The sequence below is a fragment of the Gemelliphila asaccharolytica genome, assembly GCF_001553005.1.
Classification (GTDB): Bacteria; Bacillota; Bacilli; order Staphylococcales; family Gemellaceae; genus Gemelliphila; species Gemelliphila asaccharolytica.
Genome location: NZ_KQ959861.1, coordinates 32138 through 50449 on the forward strand (window position 1 = coordinate 32138; position 18312 = coordinate 50449).

Consider the following 18312-nt stretch of genomic DNA (forward strand, 5'->3'; position numbering starts at 1 on the left):
TTAGTTAGTTAATTTATCAGATAATTCTTTGCTTTGGAGTCCCATAGCTATAGTCATACCTGCTTTCATTGCAGATGCAACATGAATTGCTTCAGCTAATTGGTCTTGATCGCATCCTTCTTCTAATAATTTGGTAGTATATGCCTCTATACAGTATGGACATCCTTCTGCGTGTGCTACGCCAAAAGCAATTAATGCTTTTTCTCTAGTAGATAAATCACCTTCATCCATAACAGAAGAATAATAATTTAAAAATTTTTTCCATAGTTCTGGAGCATCTTCACCAAATTTTCCTTCTGAAAATTCTTTTAAATGATCTCTTTTAAAATATGTCATATTTAAATCTCCTTACATTATTTGTGTAGATTATATCATATATAGGCATTTATATACAAGCATTCGTAACTATTTTTATCATCGTATATCTTTATATTCATTAGAAATTTTATTTATGTCTATACCTTTTTTATATTGTTTTTGCAATTTTTTCATTAAAATAATTGTTTTAAAAAATTTATTATTATATCTTCTACTAGAAGTAATTATTGTTGAATTTAGAATGTTTATTTTATATCCAAATTTTGTTATATCATTTGATAATTTAATATCTTCCATGATAGGAATTTCTGCATATCCATTTATTTTATTAAAAATTTCTTTTTTAATAAAAATCCCTTGATCTCCAAAAGCTATATTATTTTTTTTTACTCTTCGAGTAGACATTATTGAATTAATATACATTAATATATTATTTGGTTCAAATTTTATTTTTAAACATCCAACAGGGAAATTTGAGTTAATTATTTTATTCACTACATCTTTTTCTAAAAGTGAGTCTGCATGTAAAAACCATAATATATTTTTTTTTGCAAATTTTGTTCCATAATTCATTTGATATGCTCTTCCTTTTTGGGGGGATACATGGTATTCATAGCCTAAGTTTTTATATTTTAATAAAATTTTATTAGTTTTATCTGTTGATTTTCCATCAATAAAAATTATTTGGCAGTTATTAATATTTTCTATTTCAAATATATTTTTTATAAATTTTGATAGAATTTTTTCTTCATTATAAATTGGTATTATTATTGATATCATGTAACTCCTTAAAAATAATTATAAAAAAACTCTAGAAAATTCTAGAGTTAAAATTTTATTTAAATTCTGAAGTATCTACTTTAATTCCTGGTCCCATAGTTGTAGTAATAGAAACAGATTTAAAATAAGTTCCTTTCGAAGAAGCTGGTTTAGCTTTAGATAAAGCTTCTTGAATAGCTTTAAAGTTTTCAGCTAAATCTTCAGTAGAAAAAGATACTTTTCCAATAGGTGTATGGATAATTCCTGATTTTTCTGCTCTATATTCTACTTTACCTGCTTTGATTTCATTTACTGCTTTAACAACATCCATTGTAACAGTTCCTGTTTTAGGATTAGGCATAAGACCTTTAGGACCTAAAATACGTCCAATTTTACCAACTTCTCCCATCATATCAGGGGTAGCTACAATGACATCAAAATCAAACCAACCTTGTTGTATTTTAGTTATGTATTCTCCTTGTCCAACAAAATCAGCACCAGCTTTTTCTGCTTCAGCTGCTTTATCACCTTTAGCAAAGACTAGAACTTTAGCAGTTTTACCTGTACCTTTTGGTAAAACAACAGCTCCTCTAACTTGTTGATCATTTTTTCTAGTATCAATACCTAATCTAAATGCAACTTCAACTGTTGCATCAAAATTAACAACACTTGTTTTTTGAGCTAAATTAACTGCTTCTAAAACTGAATATGATTTAGAAAAATCAACTAATTTAGCAACTTCAAGATATTTTTTACCTTTTTTTGCCATATTATTTTTCCTCCTATTCAGCAATTAAGATACCCATGCTTCGAGCAGTACCTTCAATCATTTTCATTGCTGCATCCACTGATGCGGCATTTAAATCTTTCATTTTTAATTCTGCAATTTCTTTAACTTGCTCTTTAGTTACTGTAGCTACTTTATCTTTATTAGGAACAGAAGATCCTTTTTCGATTTTAGCTGCTTTTTTAAGTAAAACTGGAGCAGGTGGTGTTTTTGTAATGAAAGTAAAAGAACGATCTTCATATACTGAGATAACAACAGGAATTATAAGACCTGCTTGATCTTGTGTACGAGCATTAAATTCTTTACAAAATCCCATTATATTTACACCAGCTTGTCCTAGTGCTGGTCCTACTGGTGGTGCTGGATTAGCTTTCCCAGCTGGAACCTGTAATTTGACTATTTTTATAATTTTTTTAGCCACGATTATACCTCCTATTTTTCGTGATGTGGTAGATGAATTTAAAATTCTCCCACTCAAACAAATAATATTAATTAAAATTAATATACTGAATTATTATAACATAAATCAGAAAAAATTCAATACATAATGTTTCGAATATTTTAATTTTTATAAGTTTTTACTTATATATAAGTAAATAAAATTAGAATATATTTTTTGTTGAACATTTATGTTATAATTAAAATGTTATACAGGACTATTAATTAATATAAGGAGTTTTTATGTTTGAAAAATTTTTTAAAAAAAATAATACTTTAGAAAAATCAATTAATAATTTTAAAAACAAAGATTTTACAAAAGTTCCCAAACATGTGGCAATAATAATGGATGGAAATGGTAGATGGGCAAAAGAGAAAAAATTGCCAAGAATAAACGGCCACTATGAAGGAATGAAAAGAGTAGAAAAAATAGCTGTATATGCCTCTAAAATAGGTATAGAGTATTTAACATTATATGCATTTTCAACAGAAAATTGGAATAGACCCAAAGAAGAGGTTAAATTTTTAATGAGTTTACCAGAAAAAATGTTCAACTTTTTTTTACCTTCTTTAATGAAAGAAAATATTCAAATTAATACAATAGGTGATATAAATTCATTACCTGAGCATACTAGGAAAGTTGTAAATAATGCTGTATACGAAACTAGAAATAATACTGGATTAAAACTTATTTTTGCATTGAATTATGGAGCACGTACAGAAATTTTGAATGCTGTAAAAAAGGTAGCTATAGATTATAAAAATTCTGTTATAAAGTTAGATAATATTAATAATTCTATATTTTCTAATTATTTAGAAACAAGAAGTTATCCAGATCCAGATCTTTTGATAAGAACTTCCGGAGAACAAAGAATTTCTAATTTTTTATTATGGCAAATAGCTTATAGTGAATTTGTTTTTTCAAAAGTTTATTGGCCTGATTTTTCAGAAGAAGAATTCAATAATTCATTAGTACAATTTCAAAATAGAGATAGAAGGTACGGGGGATTAAATGAAAACTAGAATATTAACAGCTATTTTAGCAATAATAATATATTTACCTTTTTTGGTTTTAGGGAATAATTACTATTTATTTGCTAATATAATTTTATCTATTTTTGCATCGAAAGAAATATTTAATATAATTTTTAAAAAAAAGAATATTAGTATTTTATTATTAGAAATATACTTAGTATTATATATATTTCTTAGTAAAAATATAGAAAATTTTTATTTTAGATTATTATTATTCTTTATTATAATTCTTTTTATGTTTATAAAAGTAATACTTAGTTCGCATCAGGTTAAGTTAATTGACATATTAGTGTCAATATCACTGACAATATATGCATCTATAGGATTTTATTCATTAGACCTCTTGAGGAATATTAACATAAATTTAATATTTTTTATTTTAATAACTATTTGGGTTACAGATAGTATGGCATATTTTGGAGGAATGAAGTATGGTAAAAATAAATTATCTGTAAATATAAGTCCTAAAAAGACAATAGAGGGTTCGTGTATAGGAACATTTTCATCATTATTAGTGGGTATTGTATTTTACTTTTTTACAGATATATTTAATAATATTATACTATCAATTTTTATAACATTTATTGTAAGTATATTGGGTCAAATAGGTGATTTAATTGAATCGGCATTTAAAAGGGAATATAATGTAAAAGATAGTGGAAATATACTACCAGGACATGGGGGGATATTAGATAGATTTGATTCATTAATATTGGCATCTCCATTTCTTCTTATAATAGTAGAAATTTTAAGATGACTAATTTTATCATAATTAATTATAACGTGTAGAAAGGAAATTTAATGCAGGGAATAATAGTTTTTATAATTGTATTTTTTGTTGTAGTAACAGTTCATGAATTTGGACATTTTTTAGTTGCAAAAAAATCAGGGATACTTTGTCAAGAATTTGCTATAGGATTTGGTCCTAAAGTATTCCATAAAAAAATAGGAGAAACTAATTTTACAGTGAGATTACTTCCTATTGGTGGGTATGTTAAGATGCCTGACAATGTTTTTGATTTTAACAATGAGGTGTCACCTTATGATATTAAAAAAGGAATGAATATATATTTAAAACTTGATGAAGATAATAAGGTGCAAAAGATTTTATTAGATGTAACTAATGATGTAGACGCAGTTAAAATACAAGTAAATGATTGTGACTTAACATATAAATTGTTTATTGAAGGGTACTCTAATGGAGGAGAAACTTTAGAAAAATTTTTAGTAAAAGATGATGCTTGTGTAGTTTTTTCAGGTATGGAAGAGCAGATAGCACCTATTAATAGAATGTTTTCTTCACATTCGTGTGGAAAAAAGATAGCAACTCTTTTTGCTGGTCCTTTTATGAATTTTGTTTTAGCAGCTTGTATATTTGTAGGTATATCGATGGTGAATGGAGTACCTGTAGATAAACCTATCATTGGTGGTATTATCGATAATTCACCAGCATATAATGTAGGACTGAAATCGAATGATGTTATAAAAAAAATTAATGATAATGAAATTAAAAGTTGGAATGAAATAAGAAATAAAGTTCAAGAAACTAACGGAAATGAGTTAAGATTAATTATAGAAAGAGAAGGTAGAACATTAGAATATAATATAAATCCTAAAAAAGAAACATTAAGTGATAAAAATGGTAATTTAAAAAACACCTATACATTAGGGATAAAAGTAAAATATGAAAAAAATCTAATGTATTCTATTAAGTATGGACTAAAACAAACATTATATTATGGTGGTATAATTTTCATGGGGATTGTAGGACTTTTTATTTCTTTAATAAAAGGAATTTTTAGTTTAAATCAATTGGGAGGTCCAGTTGCAATATACGAAATGTCTAGTGAGGTTGCTAAAAATGGTTTAGAGAGTACATTGAGATGGATTGGAATACTTAGTGTTAATTTAGGATTGATGAACTTAATTCCTATACCTGTTCTTGATGGAGGAAGAATAGTATTTGTTTTGTATGAAGCAATATTTAAAAAACCTATTAATAAAAAAGCACAATATTATATAACGATAGTATTTGCTTTGTTGCTATTTATTCTTACCATAGCAGTGACATGGAATGATATTTCTAGACTTTTAAAATAAAAAATAAAACTATACTAAAAATTTTACTAATTTAGATGTATAATATAATATATAAAATTATAAAAGGAGTAAGGGAAAAATATGGAAATTTCAAAAGATCATTTGGAGTTATTATCTAAAAATTTTAAGAATAAAAATGAGGTAATAACAGAAATAATAAATTTAGAGGCTATTTTATCATTGCCAAAAGGGACTGAACATTTTATAAGTGATATTCATGGTGAATATGAGGCATTTGATCATATATTAAGAAATGGGTCTGGGGTAATAAAAGAAAAATTAAAACAAATATTTGGAAAAGAGTTAGATCCTAAACAAATTAATTTAATAGCAACAGTAATATACTATCCAGAAGAAAAATTAAAATTATTAAAAAAAGATTTTTCAGCAGAAGAATATATTATTTTTCAAAAAGAATTGATTTTAAGATTATTAAAAGTTTTACAGGTTGCAGCTAGAAAATATACACGTTCTAAAGTAAGAAAAACCTTACCAAAAGATTTTAGCTATATTATTGAAGAATTAATTTATAAAATGGAATTTAATGCAGATAAAAAAGAGTATTATAGTAGGATAATTGATTCTTTATTTGAACTTGAATGTTCTGAAAAATTTATAGCTGGTATATCATATTCAATACAAAAATTTGTTGTTAACCACTTACATATAGTGGGAGATATTTATGATAGGGGCCCATATCCTGATAGAATAATGGAAAGATTAATGAATTATCATTCTGTAGATATACAATGGGGTAACCACGATATGTTGTGGATAGGAGCGTGTTGTGGAGATTTATTGTGTATATCTAATGTGCTTAGAATATGTGCTAGATATGATAATTTAGACATTGTTGAGGATAGATATGGAATTCCACTTAGAGGATTGATGAATTTTAGTGAATTTTATTATGGTAAAGATGATTGTAAAGAGTTTTTACCGAAGTTAGCAGATAAAGAAAAATATTCAGAAAGAGAAATAATGCAAATAGCTAGAATGCAAAAAGCTATGGCAATAATCCAATTTAAATTAGAAAAAAAATTTATAGAAAAATATCCAGAATTTAATTTATCTAGAAGATTATTACTTGATAAGATAGATTATGAGCATAAAACAGTTAAAGTAGGGGAAAAAATATATAAGTTAACTAGTTTATATTTGCCAACAGTAGATAAAAATGATCCTTATAAATTAACTAAAGAAGAAGAAGTATTAGTAAAAAAATTACGTGAATCATTCTCTACAAGTGAAAAATTAAGAAGACATATAGAATTTATGATAAACAATGGAGCTATGTATAAATGCTATAATGATAATTTACTTATACATGGATGTATGCCTGTTGACGAAGAAGGAAATCCTAAGGGTATAACATATGAAGGGAAAACTTATTATAGTAAGGAAATGTTAGATTTTTTTGATAAAAAAGTAAGAGAAATATTTTTTAGTAATAAAAAAGATGGGCACGGGATATTTTTATACCTATGGCAAGGAGAAAATTCGCCATTGTTTGGTAAAAAAGATATGACTACATTTGAAAGATATTTTATTGCAGATAAAGAATCTCATGTAGAAGAAAAGAATCCTTATTACAAATTAAGGGAAAAAGAAGAATATGCTAAAAGATTACTAAAAGAGTTTGGATTAACTGGTGAAGGACATATAATTAATGGACATACTCCTATAAAATCTAAAAATGGAGAAGATGCAATAAAAGCTAACGGAAAAACAATAGTTATTGATGGTGGAATGTCTAAACCTTATAATAAAACAACAGGACATGGTGGGTATACTTTGACATATAATTCTATAGGTTTACAGATAATGAAACATGATATTTTTAGTAATAAAGAAAATGCAATAAAATTAGAAACTGACATTGTTTCTACTAAGAGAGTAGTAGATCAAAATCTAAAACGAAAAATGATAAGAGATACTGACACAGGTAAAGAAATAATTAAACAAATTGAGATTTTAAAAGTATTATTGTCTAAGTATCGTTCAGGAGAAATTAATGAAAAAGCAGATTAAACAAGTTCTCTTTATAAAGCAAATTTTTTGAATTAATTATAAATATTTATTATTATTAAATAAAAAGAAAATAAAAGGAGTAGTTAATATGATTTATATTGAAACTAATACAAATGATCCTAGATATAATACGGCGGTAGAATTGTATGCCTTTAATGAATTGGCAAAAAAAGATGATATATTTATGCTATGGATTAATGAACCTTGTATAGTTGTAGGAAAAAATCAAAATACAACAGAAGAAATTAATCAAAAATACTGTGATAAAAATAATATAAAAATTGTAAGAAGAGTTAGTGGTGGAGGAGCAGTATATCACGATTTAAATAATCTGAATTATACTATAATATCAAATGGTAACGGAGAAAAAGCATTTGATTTTAAAAGTTTCTCTAAACCAGTTTTAGAGGCATTATCTTCTTTAGGTGTAGATGCAAATTTCACAGGAAGAAATGATTTAGAAATATCTGGTAAAAAATTTTGCGGTAACGCACAATATGTTCGTTCTGGAAGAATAATGCATCATGGATGCTTAATGTTTGACGTTAATACTGGTGTACTATCTGAAGCTTTAAAAGTTTCTAAAGATAAGATAGAATCTAAAGGAATTAAATCTGTTCGTTCAAGAGTTACTAATATTAAAGAACATTTACCAAATCAAGATATGACAGTATTAGACTTCAAAAATGCTTTGAAAAAATTTATGAATAAAAAATTTGGTATGAATGACTATGAATTTACTGAAAAAGACTTAGAGGAAATTAAGAAAATTCAAGAAGAAAAAAATAATTCATGGGACTGGGTATATGGGAAAAATCCAAATTTCAATATTAAGAGAAATAGACGACTTTTAACAGGAAAAATAGAAGCTAATATTCAGGTAGATAATGGTATAATAACAGGAATAAAATTTTTTGGTGATTTCTTTGGAGTTATGGATGTAGAAGATATAGCTAAAAAATTAATCGGAGTAAAATATAATAAAAAAGAAATAACAAATGTTTTAAAAGATATAGATATTAATTCATATTTTTTAGGAGCAAAATTGGATGAGGTTGTCGATATAATAGTAGATTAAGGAGATGAATAATAATGTTATTAACAACTACTAATAATATTTCAGGATATGAAAATTTAGAATATATAGGATTGATAAGTTCTGAATTAGTAATAGGAATTAATATTTTTAAAGACATTGGAGCATCTATTCGTGATATCATTGGAGGTAGAAGTAAAGGTTACGAAGAAGAAATAAGCAATGCTAAAGTGGAAATAATAAAAAAATTAGAAAATAAAGCAAGAAATAAAGGGGCAGATGCTATAATAGGAATAGATTTTAATTTTCAATGTATGGGTACCAAAAATGCTATGATATTAATATCTGTTGTGGGGACTGCTGTAAAATTAAAATAATAAAATTTTAATATTTTTGTATACTATATTATTTATAAGGTAAAAAGATGAAAAAGAACAGTAAAATTTTTAAAAAATTATTTTTTGTAATATTAATTTTTTTAATATTATTCTCTATTTTCTTTTTTTTAGTAGGCAATAGTAAAAAACATAATGAAAAACAGAATATAGCAGAAAATACTTATACAATAAATGATAATGAAAAAGAATATTTGAAGAAAAAATTTGATGATTTATCTTCTATAAATAAGGATACTATAGCTTATATATATATACCAGGTACAAAATTAGATGAACCTGTTGTTCAAACTAATGATAATACTACATATTTAGATAAAACATTTGAAGGTAAACAGCAACCTTTTTTTGGAACTGTGTTTATGGATAAGGATAATAAAAGTGACTTTAGTGATAAATTAACATGGCTTTTTGGGCATGCTAGAGGAAGTCAAGTTTCAGACAATAGAATGTTTAATGATGTTAATTTTTATGATAATAAAGATTTTTTTGATAGTCATCCATTTGTAGTTGTAGAAACTCCAAAAAGAAGATATTATTATCAAGTGTCATATTTTCTTATAGTTCCAGAAACGACTCCTCTTTATAAAAATTCCTTTAAAGATGACGAAGAATTTGAGGAACAAATTAAACTTGTTTCAGAAACAGCTATTTTTAAAAATCCTAATATTAAAATAAATCCTAAAGATAAATATTTAGTCTTATCAACGTGTAGAGAAGAAGATTCAACATTAAGAGCTAACTTATATTTAAGATTAGTTCCTGATGATGAATTAAAAGATTTTTTATCAACAAATTCAGAGAAGATAAAATATAAAAAAACTAGGTAATAAAATAATAAAAATCATTGACAATTTAGTTTAATAATAATATAATATTATAAGAAGTTAATATTATATTATTATGTTGCGGGTGTAGTTTAGTGGTAAAACCTCAGTCTTCCAAACTGATGTTGTGAGTTCGATTCTCATCACCCGCTCCATTTTTATTTTAATATCATTCCACAGTAGCTCAGTTGGTAGTAGCATCTGACTGTTAATCAGAGGGTCGCAGGTTCGAGTCCTGCCTGTGGAGTTTTGATTATATAGTTTTATACATTTTGGTTGTACAATATAATCGTTGATAAACGATTTAGAGAGAAAACTAGCTTTAAAATCAAAAAAATAAAAAAATAAATATTAATACAAAAGGTAAAACAAGTTTTTTTGTCTTTTGTATTTTTTTTTGTAAGGCAATTGTTATCTTATTTTTATATGGAAATTAGTTATATCATAGAGGAGAAGAAAATAAAAAAGTTGTCAGCAGGAGCTAACAACAAAATAAATTTAAATTTTTTAAAATATTTTATATACATATTTTTTTTAATTCTTCTACAGCTTCTCTAAAATTAAATACTAATACTCCATTTGCTAATATTGCCCCCAATAAATAATGATTTATTGAATAACTCGGTATATCATACTTATTAGCTGATTTAAGTCTAATATCAGAGTTTACTGCAATAATTTTTTTACCTAAAGAAATTGCTATTCCTAATTCTATCATAACACCACTATCTTCGTTTGTAATATCAGCTAAGAAAATATCACAATCTTTTATTGCTTCTGTATCATTTGAAAATATTTCTTTTGGAGAAGGAATACCTTCTTTATTTTTATTAAATGGTTGATTTATTGGATTAAAAATATTAATTTTGTCTTTAAATTCATTTTTTAATATAATTTCTTCTTTTTTTCTTTGATGAATTTCCGCTTCATTAAATAAGGCTCCTGCAATATATATTTTCATAAATGTTCTCCTTGTAAATTATTTACTTCATTATATAATATTTAAACTTTCAATACAATTTTAAGCAAAATATTAATATCTAATAAAAGCTTTCTGCATAAGCTTTTTATTTTTGCTTTTTTGTATTTTAAATAGATAATGATGTGTTGCATTTTTTAAGAAGTGGAAAGAAGAAATTGTTCAAAATATTTTAGTAAAAGGTTGCTTAAACATTAAAAAAGTAAAAAACACCAAAAATAGAATTTGGAATACTCTTTATGTTTATTTGAAAGCAATGCATTAAAATGATATAATATTATTTATTACAACAGTTCATAGGAGTAAATATGTTTAATAAATTATTAATTGATTATAATTTAAAAAATAAAATAACTAAGAGAGAAGAAATTTTTTTTAAGAGAAATAACATAAAATTTGATTTTATTAATACATTACCAAAAAAACAAAAGAATTTATTATTTTTAACTTCTGATATTAATAAATTAAATAATGACGTTAAAACTATTTTTTTAAAAAATAATACAAATAATTTTATAGAAAAAAATGATATAATAACTATAAGTAGCATATATGAAATTAGTAAAATATATAAATCAGACTTACTTTTATCTTGGGCATTTGAACTTCAATTTTTGGCTCAAAATACACTAGCATATAGTAAAAATAAATTTGATATAGAAAGAGCAAAAAGGATTAGAGATATTTCTTGTGAAATGATGAGCATGAAATATGATAAAAGTATAAATGATATTAAAAAAAATTTTGCTCAGGAAACAGGGTACCAAACTCCTAAACTAGAAAATAGAGCTGCGATAATTCATAAAAATAAAATATTATTAGTCAGGGAACAATCTGATGGAAAATGGGCTATGCCAGGAGGATACCAAGACGCTAATAAAAGTATTAGAGAAAATATTATAAAAGAATCTTATGAAGAAGCAGGTGCTTTAGTTACCCCTATAAAAATTGTTTCTATTATGAATTATAATCTTCATCATGAATTTTTATTTCCACTAGGTATGGTAAAAATAATAATTTTATGTAAATATATTAAGCATAATTTTATTGATAATATAGAAACAAATAATGTAGGATTTTTTGATATAAATAATTTGCCAGAATTATCAAATAATAGAACAACTAAGAAACAAATAGAATTAGCTTTTAAATGTTATAATGATAAAGGAAATTGGGAGGCATTTTTTGAGTAGCAGTAACTTAAAAAAAACACAAAAAAACAAAAATATTTTTTTTCAAAGAACATTGCCTAGTAATGAACAAATAATTTTTGCGATGTTATTGACGTTATCTGGTGGTTTTTTTGATTCATATACGTTTGTAAATTGTAATGGTATTTTTGCTAACGCACAAACAGGGAATTTGATTTTTATAGGTTTGGAGATAGCACAAGGAGAATATCATAGAGCATTAAGATATGTTCCTTCAATAGCATCATTTGTATTAGGGGTTATTTTTAATAAGTATATAATGAATAAAATAAAGAATATAAGAATTTCAAATTATATAAATATTTCTTTATTAATTCAGATTTTTGTTTTAGTTTTAATATATGTTATACCAAAAATATATATATTTGACATAAGACCATGGGGAATATCATTTACATGTGCAATGCAATTTGATAGTTTTAGGAGAGTTAATAGTGTACCTTTTGCAAGTGTTTTTTGCACTGGAAATTTAAGATCTATGAGCGAGCATTTATTTAGATATTTTTATAATAAAGAAAATTTAAGTAAAATAAATGCATTAACTTACATAATAATAATTTCAGTTTTTTTACTAGGTGTAATTATAGGAGGAGTTTTATCTAGTATATTACATCAACATGCTATATTGGTACCTATAATAATATTGACATTAAATTTATTTTTAGCAGTTGTACATGACATATATTTATTTGAAAATGAGGTATAATGGTGGAAATAGATGTTTTAAAAGATTACAAAACTTATTTGAATAGTAATTTTTCTTCAAAAAATACAATAAATTCATATCTACTAGATATAAAAAAGTTAAATATGTATTATGATAATAAAAGTATTGAAAAAATTACTGTTAATTATCATGAAGTTGAGGAATATATAACATATTTAAAGTTAGAAAATTATTCTAAGGCTACATTATTAAGGGTCATTTCTTCTATAAACACTTTTAATAAATTTTTGTATAAAAAAAATATAATAGAATATAAAGCAAAAATAAATATATCAATAATAAATTTTGAAAAAGAAACAAATTCAAGACAAAATGAAGATGATTTTTTCACAAAAAAAGAAATAAAAAAGATATTAGATTTTAATGATTTTACACTAATATCACTTAGAGATAAAGCTATTTTTGAATTAGTTTATTCTATAGGTATAAAGCCCTCAGATTGTATAAACTTAGAACTATCTAATATAAATTTTAACATAGGATATCTAAAATATTTTAAAAACAATGTTACACATACATATCCATTGAATTATGAGTCTATTCAATCAATAAAAAATTATTTAAGATTACGTAAAAAAGAAAATATTCAGTCTGATTTTTTATTTGTTTCAGAAAAGGGGAAAAAGTTAACAAGGCAAGCTTTTTGGAAAATTTTTAAAAGACGTCAAAAAGATATTAATTTAAAAAAAGAACTTACACCTACAACTTTTAGAAATTCTTTAGTATTACATTTAATTGATGATGGATTAACTTTAGAAGAGGTTAGAGATATTTTTGGACTTTCATCTACACAAAGTTTAAAAAAATGTTACGTTAATATTAAAAATAAAAACTTATCAAATAAATTTTTAAAAATTCATCCAAGAAATAAATTAAATAATTGAGGTAATAGATGTATAATGTAAATTTGGAATGTTATAAAGGACCTATGGATGTATTATTATATCTAATAGAAAAAATGGAAATAGATATTTATAATGTTTCTATAGCTAAATTAACTGAAAATTATTTAGAATATATAAAAAATATGAGAACTATATCGTTAGAAAATGCAGAAGAATATTTAGTTATGGCTTCAAAATTATTGTACTTAAAAAGCAAATCATTGTTACCAATAGAAAATGAAGAGAACAATAAAGAAGAAAAAATTTTTGTTTCTAAGCTAGTAGAGTATCAAAATTATAAGAAAATATCATTAATTTTGCAGGATATGAAGAATATAAGAGAAAATTTTGGTGAAAAAGAAAGTGAAGATATTCTTATAGATGAAAAATTACAAAATATTGATATTAATTTATTGATGAATTCCTTTATAAAAATAATAAAAAATTATAAACAAGAAAATCATAGTAATAATATTATAAAATTTAAAGAAATATCAAAAAAAGATGTAAGAAATAAAATATTAATTAAAATTAGAGATAAAAAAAATATATACTTAAATGATATTTTTTTAAATTTTGTTTCCAAATCGGAACTAATATTAGGATTTTTGTGCATTTTAGATATGTTAAGCGAACAGTATATAACTTATGACAGTAAGAGTAATACAATAATAATAAAGGCGAAAGACAAATAATATGTTATTAGAAAACGAGAAAAAGGTTATAGAAGCTTTATTTTTTATACAGGGTAACGAAGGAATATCTTTAGATTACTATGTTAAGTATTCTGGAAAAACAAAGATAGAGGTAAAAAATACTTTAAATATTTTTATGGAAGAGTACAACAAAAGAAATAGTGTATTTTTAATAAAAAGGTTTGGTAACACATATAAAATGCTTATAAAAAACGATATATACAAAAATATTAAAGAAAATTTATCTATAAAAAAAATGACCAGACTTTCCAAAGCCTCTTTAGAAACATTATCTATTATTGCATATAATCAACCTATATCTAAAATGCAAATAGAAGAGATTAGAGGAATAAATAGTGATACAATAATATATAATTTATTAGAAAAGGGTCTTATTTATTCAGAAAAAACTTTAGATAAAATAGGTAAACCTAAATTATACGAAACAACTGATTTATTTTTAGATATATTCAATATGGAAAGTTTAAATGATTTGCCAAAAATAAAAGATGTAGATTTACAGTAAAAAATTATAAGGAGAAAAGATGAAAGAAAGATTACAAAAAATAATAGCTTCATCAGGTTATACTTCACGCAGGAAGGCAGAGGAGTTAATCTTAGATGGTAAAGTTTCTTTAAATGGTAATATTGTAAAAGAACTAGGTACTAAAGCTACAGCTGACGATATTATTATAGTTAATGGAACAAGAATATTGAGAGAAAATAAAAAGTATTATCTTTTTTATAAACCAGAAAAAGTTATAACATCTATGTCCGATGAAAAAGGAAGAAAATGTGTTAATGATTTTTTTAATAATGTGGAAGAGAGAGTATATCCAGTTGGGAGATTAGATTACAATACATCTGGATTATTAATAATGACAAATGATGGCAAATTTACTAATTTAATAACTCATCCTAAAAATATTATAAATAAAGTGTATATTGCCAAAATAAAAGGATATGTTCATGATGAAGACATAAAAAAATTAAGAAAAGGTGTTAAAGTAGAAAATTATATAACATCTAAAGCAGGGGTAAGAATAATAAAAAATAAAAATAAAAGTTCAAATACTTTAGTAGAAATTACAATTCATGAGGGTAAAAACAGACAAGTAAGAAAGATGTTTGAGTCTTTAAATTATACTGTTTTAAAATTAAAAAGAATTTCTATTGAATTTTTGAATTTAAACGGACTGAAAATAGGAGAATACAGACCTTTAACAGTGCATGAAGTCAAATCATTAATTAATTTAGCCAAAAATAATTAATATCATATGTAAAAAAGGAGTATAAAAATGTCTGAAAAAATATTGATTGTTGATGATGAAAATAGAATTAGACAGTTATTGACAATGTATTTAGAGAGAGAAGGATATATTGTAGATGAGGCATCTGATGGGTTATCTGGTCTTAATAAAATAAAAAATATTGAATATTCATGTGTTCTTTTAGATACACATCTTCCTAAATTGAGTGGAGTGAAAATTTTAAGAGAAATTAGGACAATGAAAGCAACGCCAATAATTATAATTTCAGCAAAAGGTGATGAACAGAGTAGAGTAGATGGTTTTGAAATGGGAGCTGATGATTATATTGTAAAACCTTTTAGTCCTAGAGAAGTAGTTTTAAGAGTTAAAGCAATATTACAAAGAACAAAGAAAAGTGTTTTTTATATGCCAGAATTTAGTGTTAAAGATGTTTTAGTATTTAATGATTTAATCATTGATGTTAATTCTCATAAAGTTATAGTAGCAGGAATTGAGGTTAATTTAACTCCTAAAGAATTTGATTTATTAATATTTTTAGCAAAATCTCCAGATAAAGTATATAGTAGAACAGAACTTATAAAAACTGTTTGGGATTATGATACATATGGTGATTTAAGAACTGTTGACACACATATTAAAAGAATAAGGAAAAAAATTTCAGAGCAATCTAAAGATGTTGCTAAGATGATAGTAACTGTATGGGGTACTGGTTATAAGTTTGATGCAAACAAAAATTAAAAGGAGAAGTATGTATAATATTATTTGTAAAATAGTCGCAATTTTTATACGCATATCATGTAAATGCATTAATAAAAAAGGAACAGATTTACCTGGAAAAATATTAAGAAAAATAGATAAGAATGTATTAAAAAAATTATCTAAAAATTTTGATGAAATAATTTTTATAACAGGAACAAATGGAAAAACAACAACATCTAATCTTATTGGATATTCATTAAAAAAAATAGGGAAAAAAATTGTAAATAATTATGAAGGGGCTAATATGCTTGATGGAATTATTACTTCTATTGCTATTCAGAATACCTCAAAAACAAAAATAGCAATATTAGAAGTAGATGAAGGATCTATAAAAAAAATCATGAATTTTATAATTCCTACTAAAATTGTATTTAACAATTTTTTTAGAGACCAAATTGATAGATTTGGAGAAATTGATGTCCTTATAAGCACTATATCTGAACAAATAAAAAATAAAGATATTCAATTGATTTTAAATACTGATGATCCTTTTGTAATGAGATTAGATAAACATGGAAAAAATAATAAATATTTTGGTTTAGAGGAAAATTTATATGATTTTAATGATACAGGTATTACAGAATCTAAGTTTTGTCCTGTCTGTTCTAATAAATTAAATTATAAATTTATTCATTATAGTCAATTAGGAATATATAATTGTTTAAAATGTGGCTTTAAAAGAAAAAATCCAAACTATTCTGTATCAAAAATAGATTTAAATCCTGAAATTAATATTTTAATTAATAAAACTAAATTTCATACTAAAATGTTAGGTGTTTTTAATGTATATAATATTTTAGCCGCATATTCATTATTAAAACAATTAGAACTTTCAGATAATGAAATCGAAATAGGTTTTTCTAGTTATGTTTCATTAAATGGAAGGATGGAAATTTTTGAAGATAAAAATAATTTAAAATATATAATTAATTTAGCTAAAAATCCTGCTGGGATGAATGTTTCCCTATCAATAGCAAATAACGTGAAAAATGATTTAAGTATAAGTTATTTGCTAATACTAAATGATAACTATGCTGATGGTTTAGATATATCATGGATATGGGATGCAGATTTTGAAATCTTGAAAAATCAAAATATTAAAAATATAATTTGTTCTGGTAAAAGAGCAAAGGAATTAGCTTTACGGCTTAAATATACAGATATAAAAGTAAAGATATATGTTGAAGAAGATATAAAATCAGCTATTTATTTATTAAAAAATAACAACTCAAATCTGAATATAATAATACCTAATTATACTGCATTGATTAAAACTAAAAAAGAAGTAGAAAGAGAGTTAAAATAATGGAATTAGAATTATATCACTTTATGCCAGATAAACTTAATTTATATGGAGATATAGGTAATATCATTGCTTTAAAAAAACGTTGTGAATGGAGAGGAATAAACTTAAAAATAACTAATATAACTGATACATCAGATGTAAAACTTTCTAATTGTGATATTTTTTTTATAGGGGGAGGATCTGATAGAGAACAAAGTATAGCAACAAAAGAATTTATGAAAATAAAAAATGAATTTAAATCAGCTATAGAAAGTGGAGTTCCTGCACTAACTATATGTGGTGGATATCAATTCTTAGGAGAATATTATAAAACAGCTGATGGAGAAAAATTAGAAGGGTTAAATATATTAGATTTTTATACAGAATCATATAATAATAAAGAACGTTTGATAGGAAATATTTTAGTAGAATCAAAAAAATTTGGCAGTATTGTAGGTTTTGAGAATCATGGGGGTAGAACTTTTCATGAGTATGAAACTTTAGGAAAAGTGTTAGTAGGTTATGGAAATAACGATTTTGATAAAAAAGAAGGACTTTTATACAATAATTTGATAGGAACATATTTACACGGACCAATTTTACCTAAGAATCCTATTTTAGCAGATTTTCTTATTAGAGAAGCGTTAAATAACAAATATAGTAATTTTGATTTTTTAAATATAGATAATACTGAAGAGAATATTGCAAATTCTTTTATGAAAGAAAAGTTACTTAAAGGTAATAAAAAAATATATATATAAAATAAAAAATATGA

The 18312-nt window shown here is 24.3% G+C and carries 21 protein-coding genes and 2 tRNA genes; 18 read left to right on the top strand and 5 right to left on the bottom strand.

The window, feature by feature from the left end; translation table 11 throughout:
• The 4 genes from HMPREF1871_RS01535 to rplK all read right to left on the bottom strand — a co-directional run bounded on the left by HMPREF1871_RS01535 (position 1) and on the right by rplK (position 2285).
• A complete protein-coding gene (locus HMPREF1871_RS01535; RefSeq protein ID WP_066129098.1) occupies positions 1–336 on the bottom strand; it encodes an arsenosugar biosynthesis-associated peroxidase-like protein in 336 nt (111 codons plus the stop codon).
• Between the two features lie 78 nt (positions 337–414).
• A complete protein-coding gene (locus tag HMPREF1871_RS01540; protein WP_066129101.1) occupies positions 415–1098 on the bottom strand; it encodes a TIGR04283 family arsenosugar biosynthesis glycosyltransferase in 684 nt (227 codons plus the stop codon).
• A 55-nt stretch (positions 1099–1153) separates the two neighbouring features.
• Entirely contained in the window at positions 1154–1846 is a 693-nt protein-coding gene (rplA, locus tag HMPREF1871_RS01545) for a 50S ribosomal protein L1 (RefSeq protein WP_066129104.1), read from the bottom strand.
• A gap of 13 nt (positions 1847–1859) precedes the next feature.
• On the bottom strand, positions 1860–2285 hold the full coding sequence (gene rplK, locus HMPREF1871_RS01550; protein WP_066129107.1) for a 50S ribosomal protein L11: 426 nt from the start codon (positions 2283–2285) through the stop codon (positions 1860–1862).
• 260 nt (positions 2286–2545) lie between these two features.
• On the opposite strand from rplK, the gene HMPREF1871_RS01555 reads away from it, so the two are divergent.
• From HMPREF1871_RS01555 to HMPREF1871_RS01595, 9 genes are all read left to right on the top strand, one after another.
• A complete protein-coding gene (locus HMPREF1871_RS01555; protein WP_066129111.1) occupies positions 2546–3325 on the top strand; it encodes an isoprenyl transferase in 780 nt (259 codons plus the stop codon).
• Positions 3315–4094 (top strand): phosphatidate cytidylyltransferase, encoded by a 780-nt coding sequence (locus HMPREF1871_RS01560; RefSeq protein WP_066129114.1) that lies wholly within the window; start codon positions 3315–3317, stop codon positions 4092–4094. Before HMPREF1871_RS01555 ends, HMPREF1871_RS01560 begins: the two co-directional genes overlap by 11 nt.
• 44 nt (positions 4095–4138) lie before the next feature.
• Positions 4139–5437 carry an RIP metalloprotease RseP gene (gene rseP, locus HMPREF1871_RS01565; protein ID WP_066129117.1) on the top strand — a complete coding sequence of 433 codons (1299 nt, stop codon included), beginning with the start codon at positions 4139–4141 and terminating at the stop codon, positions 5435–5437.
• An 81-nt stretch (positions 5438–5518) separates the two neighbouring features.
• On the top strand, positions 5519–7468 hold the full coding sequence (locus HMPREF1871_RS01570) for a fructose-bisphosphatase class III (RefSeq protein ID WP_066129120.1): 1950 nt from the start codon (positions 5519–5521) through the stop codon (positions 7466–7468).
• An 88-nt stretch (positions 7469–7556) separates the two neighbouring features.
• Positions 7557–8546, top strand: coding sequence for a lipoate--protein ligase (locus HMPREF1871_RS01575; RefSeq protein WP_066129123.1), 990 nt, complete (start codon positions 7557–7559; stop codon positions 8544–8546).
• Between the two features lie 14 nt (positions 8547–8560).
• Entirely contained in the window at positions 8561–8881 is a 321-nt protein-coding gene (locus tag HMPREF1871_RS01580; RefSeq protein WP_066129126.1) for a YbjQ family protein, read from the top strand.
• Positions 8882–8928: 47 nt separating this feature from the next.
• Positions 8929–9729, top strand: a complete 801-nt coding sequence (gene srtB / locus HMPREF1871_RS01585; RefSeq protein WP_066129129.1) for a class B sortase, LPKTxAVK-specific — start codon at positions 8929–8931, stop codon at positions 9727–9729.
• A 78-nt stretch (positions 9730–9807) separates the two neighbouring features.
• Positions 9808–9881, top strand: a tRNA-Gly gene (locus HMPREF1871_RS01590).
• 18 nt (positions 9882–9899) lie between these two features.
• Positions 9900–9973, top strand: a tRNA-Asn gene (locus tag HMPREF1871_RS01595).
• 270 nt (positions 9974–10243) lie between these two features.
• On the opposite strand, the gene HMPREF1871_RS01600 is transcribed toward HMPREF1871_RS01595, so the two are convergent.
• On the bottom strand, positions 10244–10687 hold the full coding sequence (locus HMPREF1871_RS01600; RefSeq protein ID WP_066129132.1) for a nucleoside 2-deoxyribosyltransferase: 444 nt from the start codon (positions 10685–10687) through the stop codon (positions 10244–10246).
• Between the two features lie 326 nt (positions 10688–11013).
• Between HMPREF1871_RS01600 and HMPREF1871_RS01605 the strand changes: the two genes are divergently transcribed.
• From HMPREF1871_RS01605 to HMPREF1871_RS01645, 9 genes are read left to right on the top strand one after another with little or no spacing between them, the layout of a single operon-like run.
• Positions 11014–11898: an NUDIX hydrolase gene (locus HMPREF1871_RS01605; protein WP_066129135.1), complete on the top strand. Its 885-nt coding sequence runs from the start codon at positions 11014–11016 to the stop codon at positions 11896–11898.
• The gene (locus HMPREF1871_RS01610; RefSeq protein WP_232297342.1) at positions 11891–12622 is read left to right on the top strand and encodes a YoaK family protein; all 732 of its coding nucleotides are present in this window, start codon (positions 11891–11893) and stop codon (positions 12620–12622) included. Before HMPREF1871_RS01605 ends, HMPREF1871_RS01610 begins: the two co-directional genes overlap by 8 nt.
• On the top strand, positions 12622–13527 hold the full coding sequence (locus HMPREF1871_RS01615; protein WP_066129141.1) for a tyrosine-type recombinase/integrase: 906 nt from the start codon (positions 12622–12624) through the stop codon (positions 13525–13527). Before HMPREF1871_RS01610 ends, HMPREF1871_RS01615 begins: the two co-directional genes overlap by 1 nt.
• An 8-nt stretch (positions 13528–13535) precedes the next feature.
• On the top strand, positions 13536–14222 hold the full coding sequence (locus tag HMPREF1871_RS01620; protein ID WP_066129144.1) for a segregation and condensation protein A: 687 nt from the start codon (positions 13536–13538) through the stop codon (positions 14220–14222).
• A gap of 1 nt (position 14223) precedes the next feature.
• On the top strand, positions 14224–14748 hold the full coding sequence (scpB, locus tag HMPREF1871_RS01625; RefSeq protein WP_066129148.1) for an SMC-Scp complex subunit ScpB: 525 nt from the start codon (positions 14224–14226) through the stop codon (positions 14746–14748).
• A gap of 19 nt (positions 14749–14767) precedes the next feature.
• Complete coding sequence (locus tag HMPREF1871_RS01630) at positions 14768–15493, top strand: pseudouridine synthase (protein ID WP_066129151.1); 726 nt, start codon at positions 14768–14770, stop codon at positions 15491–15493.
• A gap of 27 nt (positions 15494–15520) precedes the next feature.
• Positions 15521–16231 (top strand): response regulator transcription factor, encoded by a 711-nt coding sequence (locus HMPREF1871_RS01635; protein WP_066129156.1) that lies wholly within the window; start codon positions 15521–15523, stop codon positions 16229–16231.
• A 10-nt stretch (positions 16232–16241) separates the two neighbouring features.
• Entirely contained in the window at positions 16242–17558 is a 1317-nt protein-coding gene (locus HMPREF1871_RS01640; protein ID WP_066129162.1) for a MurT ligase domain-containing protein, read from the top strand.
• Positions 17558–18298, top strand: a complete 741-nt coding sequence (locus HMPREF1871_RS01645; RefSeq protein WP_198145744.1) for a type 1 glutamine amidotransferase — start codon at positions 17558–17560, stop codon at positions 18296–18298. Before HMPREF1871_RS01640 ends, HMPREF1871_RS01645 begins: the two co-directional genes overlap by 1 nt.
• Positions 18299–18312 lie beyond the last annotated feature (14 nt).

Coding starts and splice junctions, on each gene's coding strand:
- HMPREF1871_RS01535 (WP_066129098.1), bottom strand. CDS start 336: ATGACATATTTTAAAAGAGATCATTTAAAAGAATTTTCAGAAGGAAAA.
- HMPREF1871_RS01540 (WP_066129101.1), bottom strand. CDS start 1,098: ATGATATCAATAATAATACCAATTTATAATGAAGAAAAAATTCTATCA.
- rplA (WP_066129104.1), bottom strand. CDS start 1,846: ATGGCAAAAAAAGGTAAAAAATATCTTGAAGTTGCTAAATTAGTTGAT.
- HMPREF1871_RS01555 (WP_066129111.1), top strand. CDS start 2,546: ATGTTTGAAAAATTTTTTAAAAAAAATAATACTTTAGAAAAATCAATT.
- HMPREF1871_RS01560 (WP_066129114.1), top strand. CDS start 3,315: ATGAAAACTAGAATATTAACAGCTATTTTAGCAATAATAATATATTTA.
- rseP (WP_066129117.1), top strand. CDS start 4,139: ATGCAGGGAATAATAGTTTTTATAATTGTATTTTTTGTTGTAGTAACA.
- HMPREF1871_RS01570 (WP_066129120.1), top strand. CDS start 5,519: ATGGAAATTTCAAAAGATCATTTGGAGTTATTATCTAAAAATTTTAAG.
- HMPREF1871_RS01575 (WP_066129123.1), top strand. CDS start 7,557: ATGATTTATATTGAAACTAATACAAATGATCCTAGATATAATACGGCG.
- HMPREF1871_RS01580 (WP_066129126.1), top strand. CDS start 8,561: ATGTTATTAACAACTACTAATAATATTTCAGGATATGAAAATTTAGAA.
- srtB (WP_066129129.1), top strand. CDS start 8,929: ATGAAAAAGAACAGTAAAATTTTTAAAAAATTATTTTTTGTAATATTA.
- HMPREF1871_RS01600 (WP_066129132.1), bottom strand. CDS start 10,687: ATGAAAATATATATTGCAGGAGCCTTATTTAATGAAGCGGAAATTCAT.
- HMPREF1871_RS01605 (WP_066129135.1), top strand. CDS start 11,014: ATGTTTAATAAATTATTAATTGATTATAATTTAAAAAATAAAATAACT.
- HMPREF1871_RS01615 (WP_066129141.1), top strand. CDS start 12,622: ATGGTGGAAATAGATGTTTTAAAAGATTACAAAACTTATTTGAATAGT.
- HMPREF1871_RS01620 (WP_066129144.1), top strand. CDS start 13,536: ATGTATAATGTAAATTTGGAATGTTATAAAGGACCTATGGATGTATTA.
- scpB (WP_066129148.1), top strand. CDS start 14,224: ATGTTATTAGAAAACGAGAAAAAGGTTATAGAAGCTTTATTTTTTATA.
- HMPREF1871_RS01630 (WP_066129151.1), top strand. CDS start 14,768: ATGAAAGAAAGATTACAAAAAATAATAGCTTCATCAGGTTATACTTCA.
- HMPREF1871_RS01635 (WP_066129156.1), top strand. CDS start 15,521: ATGTCTGAAAAAATATTGATTGTTGATGATGAAAATAGAATTAGACAG.
- HMPREF1871_RS01640 (WP_066129162.1), top strand. CDS start 16,242: ATGTATAATATTATTTGTAAAATAGTCGCAATTTTTATACGCATATCA.
- HMPREF1871_RS01645 (WP_198145744.1), top strand. CDS start 17,558: ATGGAATTAGAATTATATCACTTTATGCCAGATAAACTTAATTTATAT.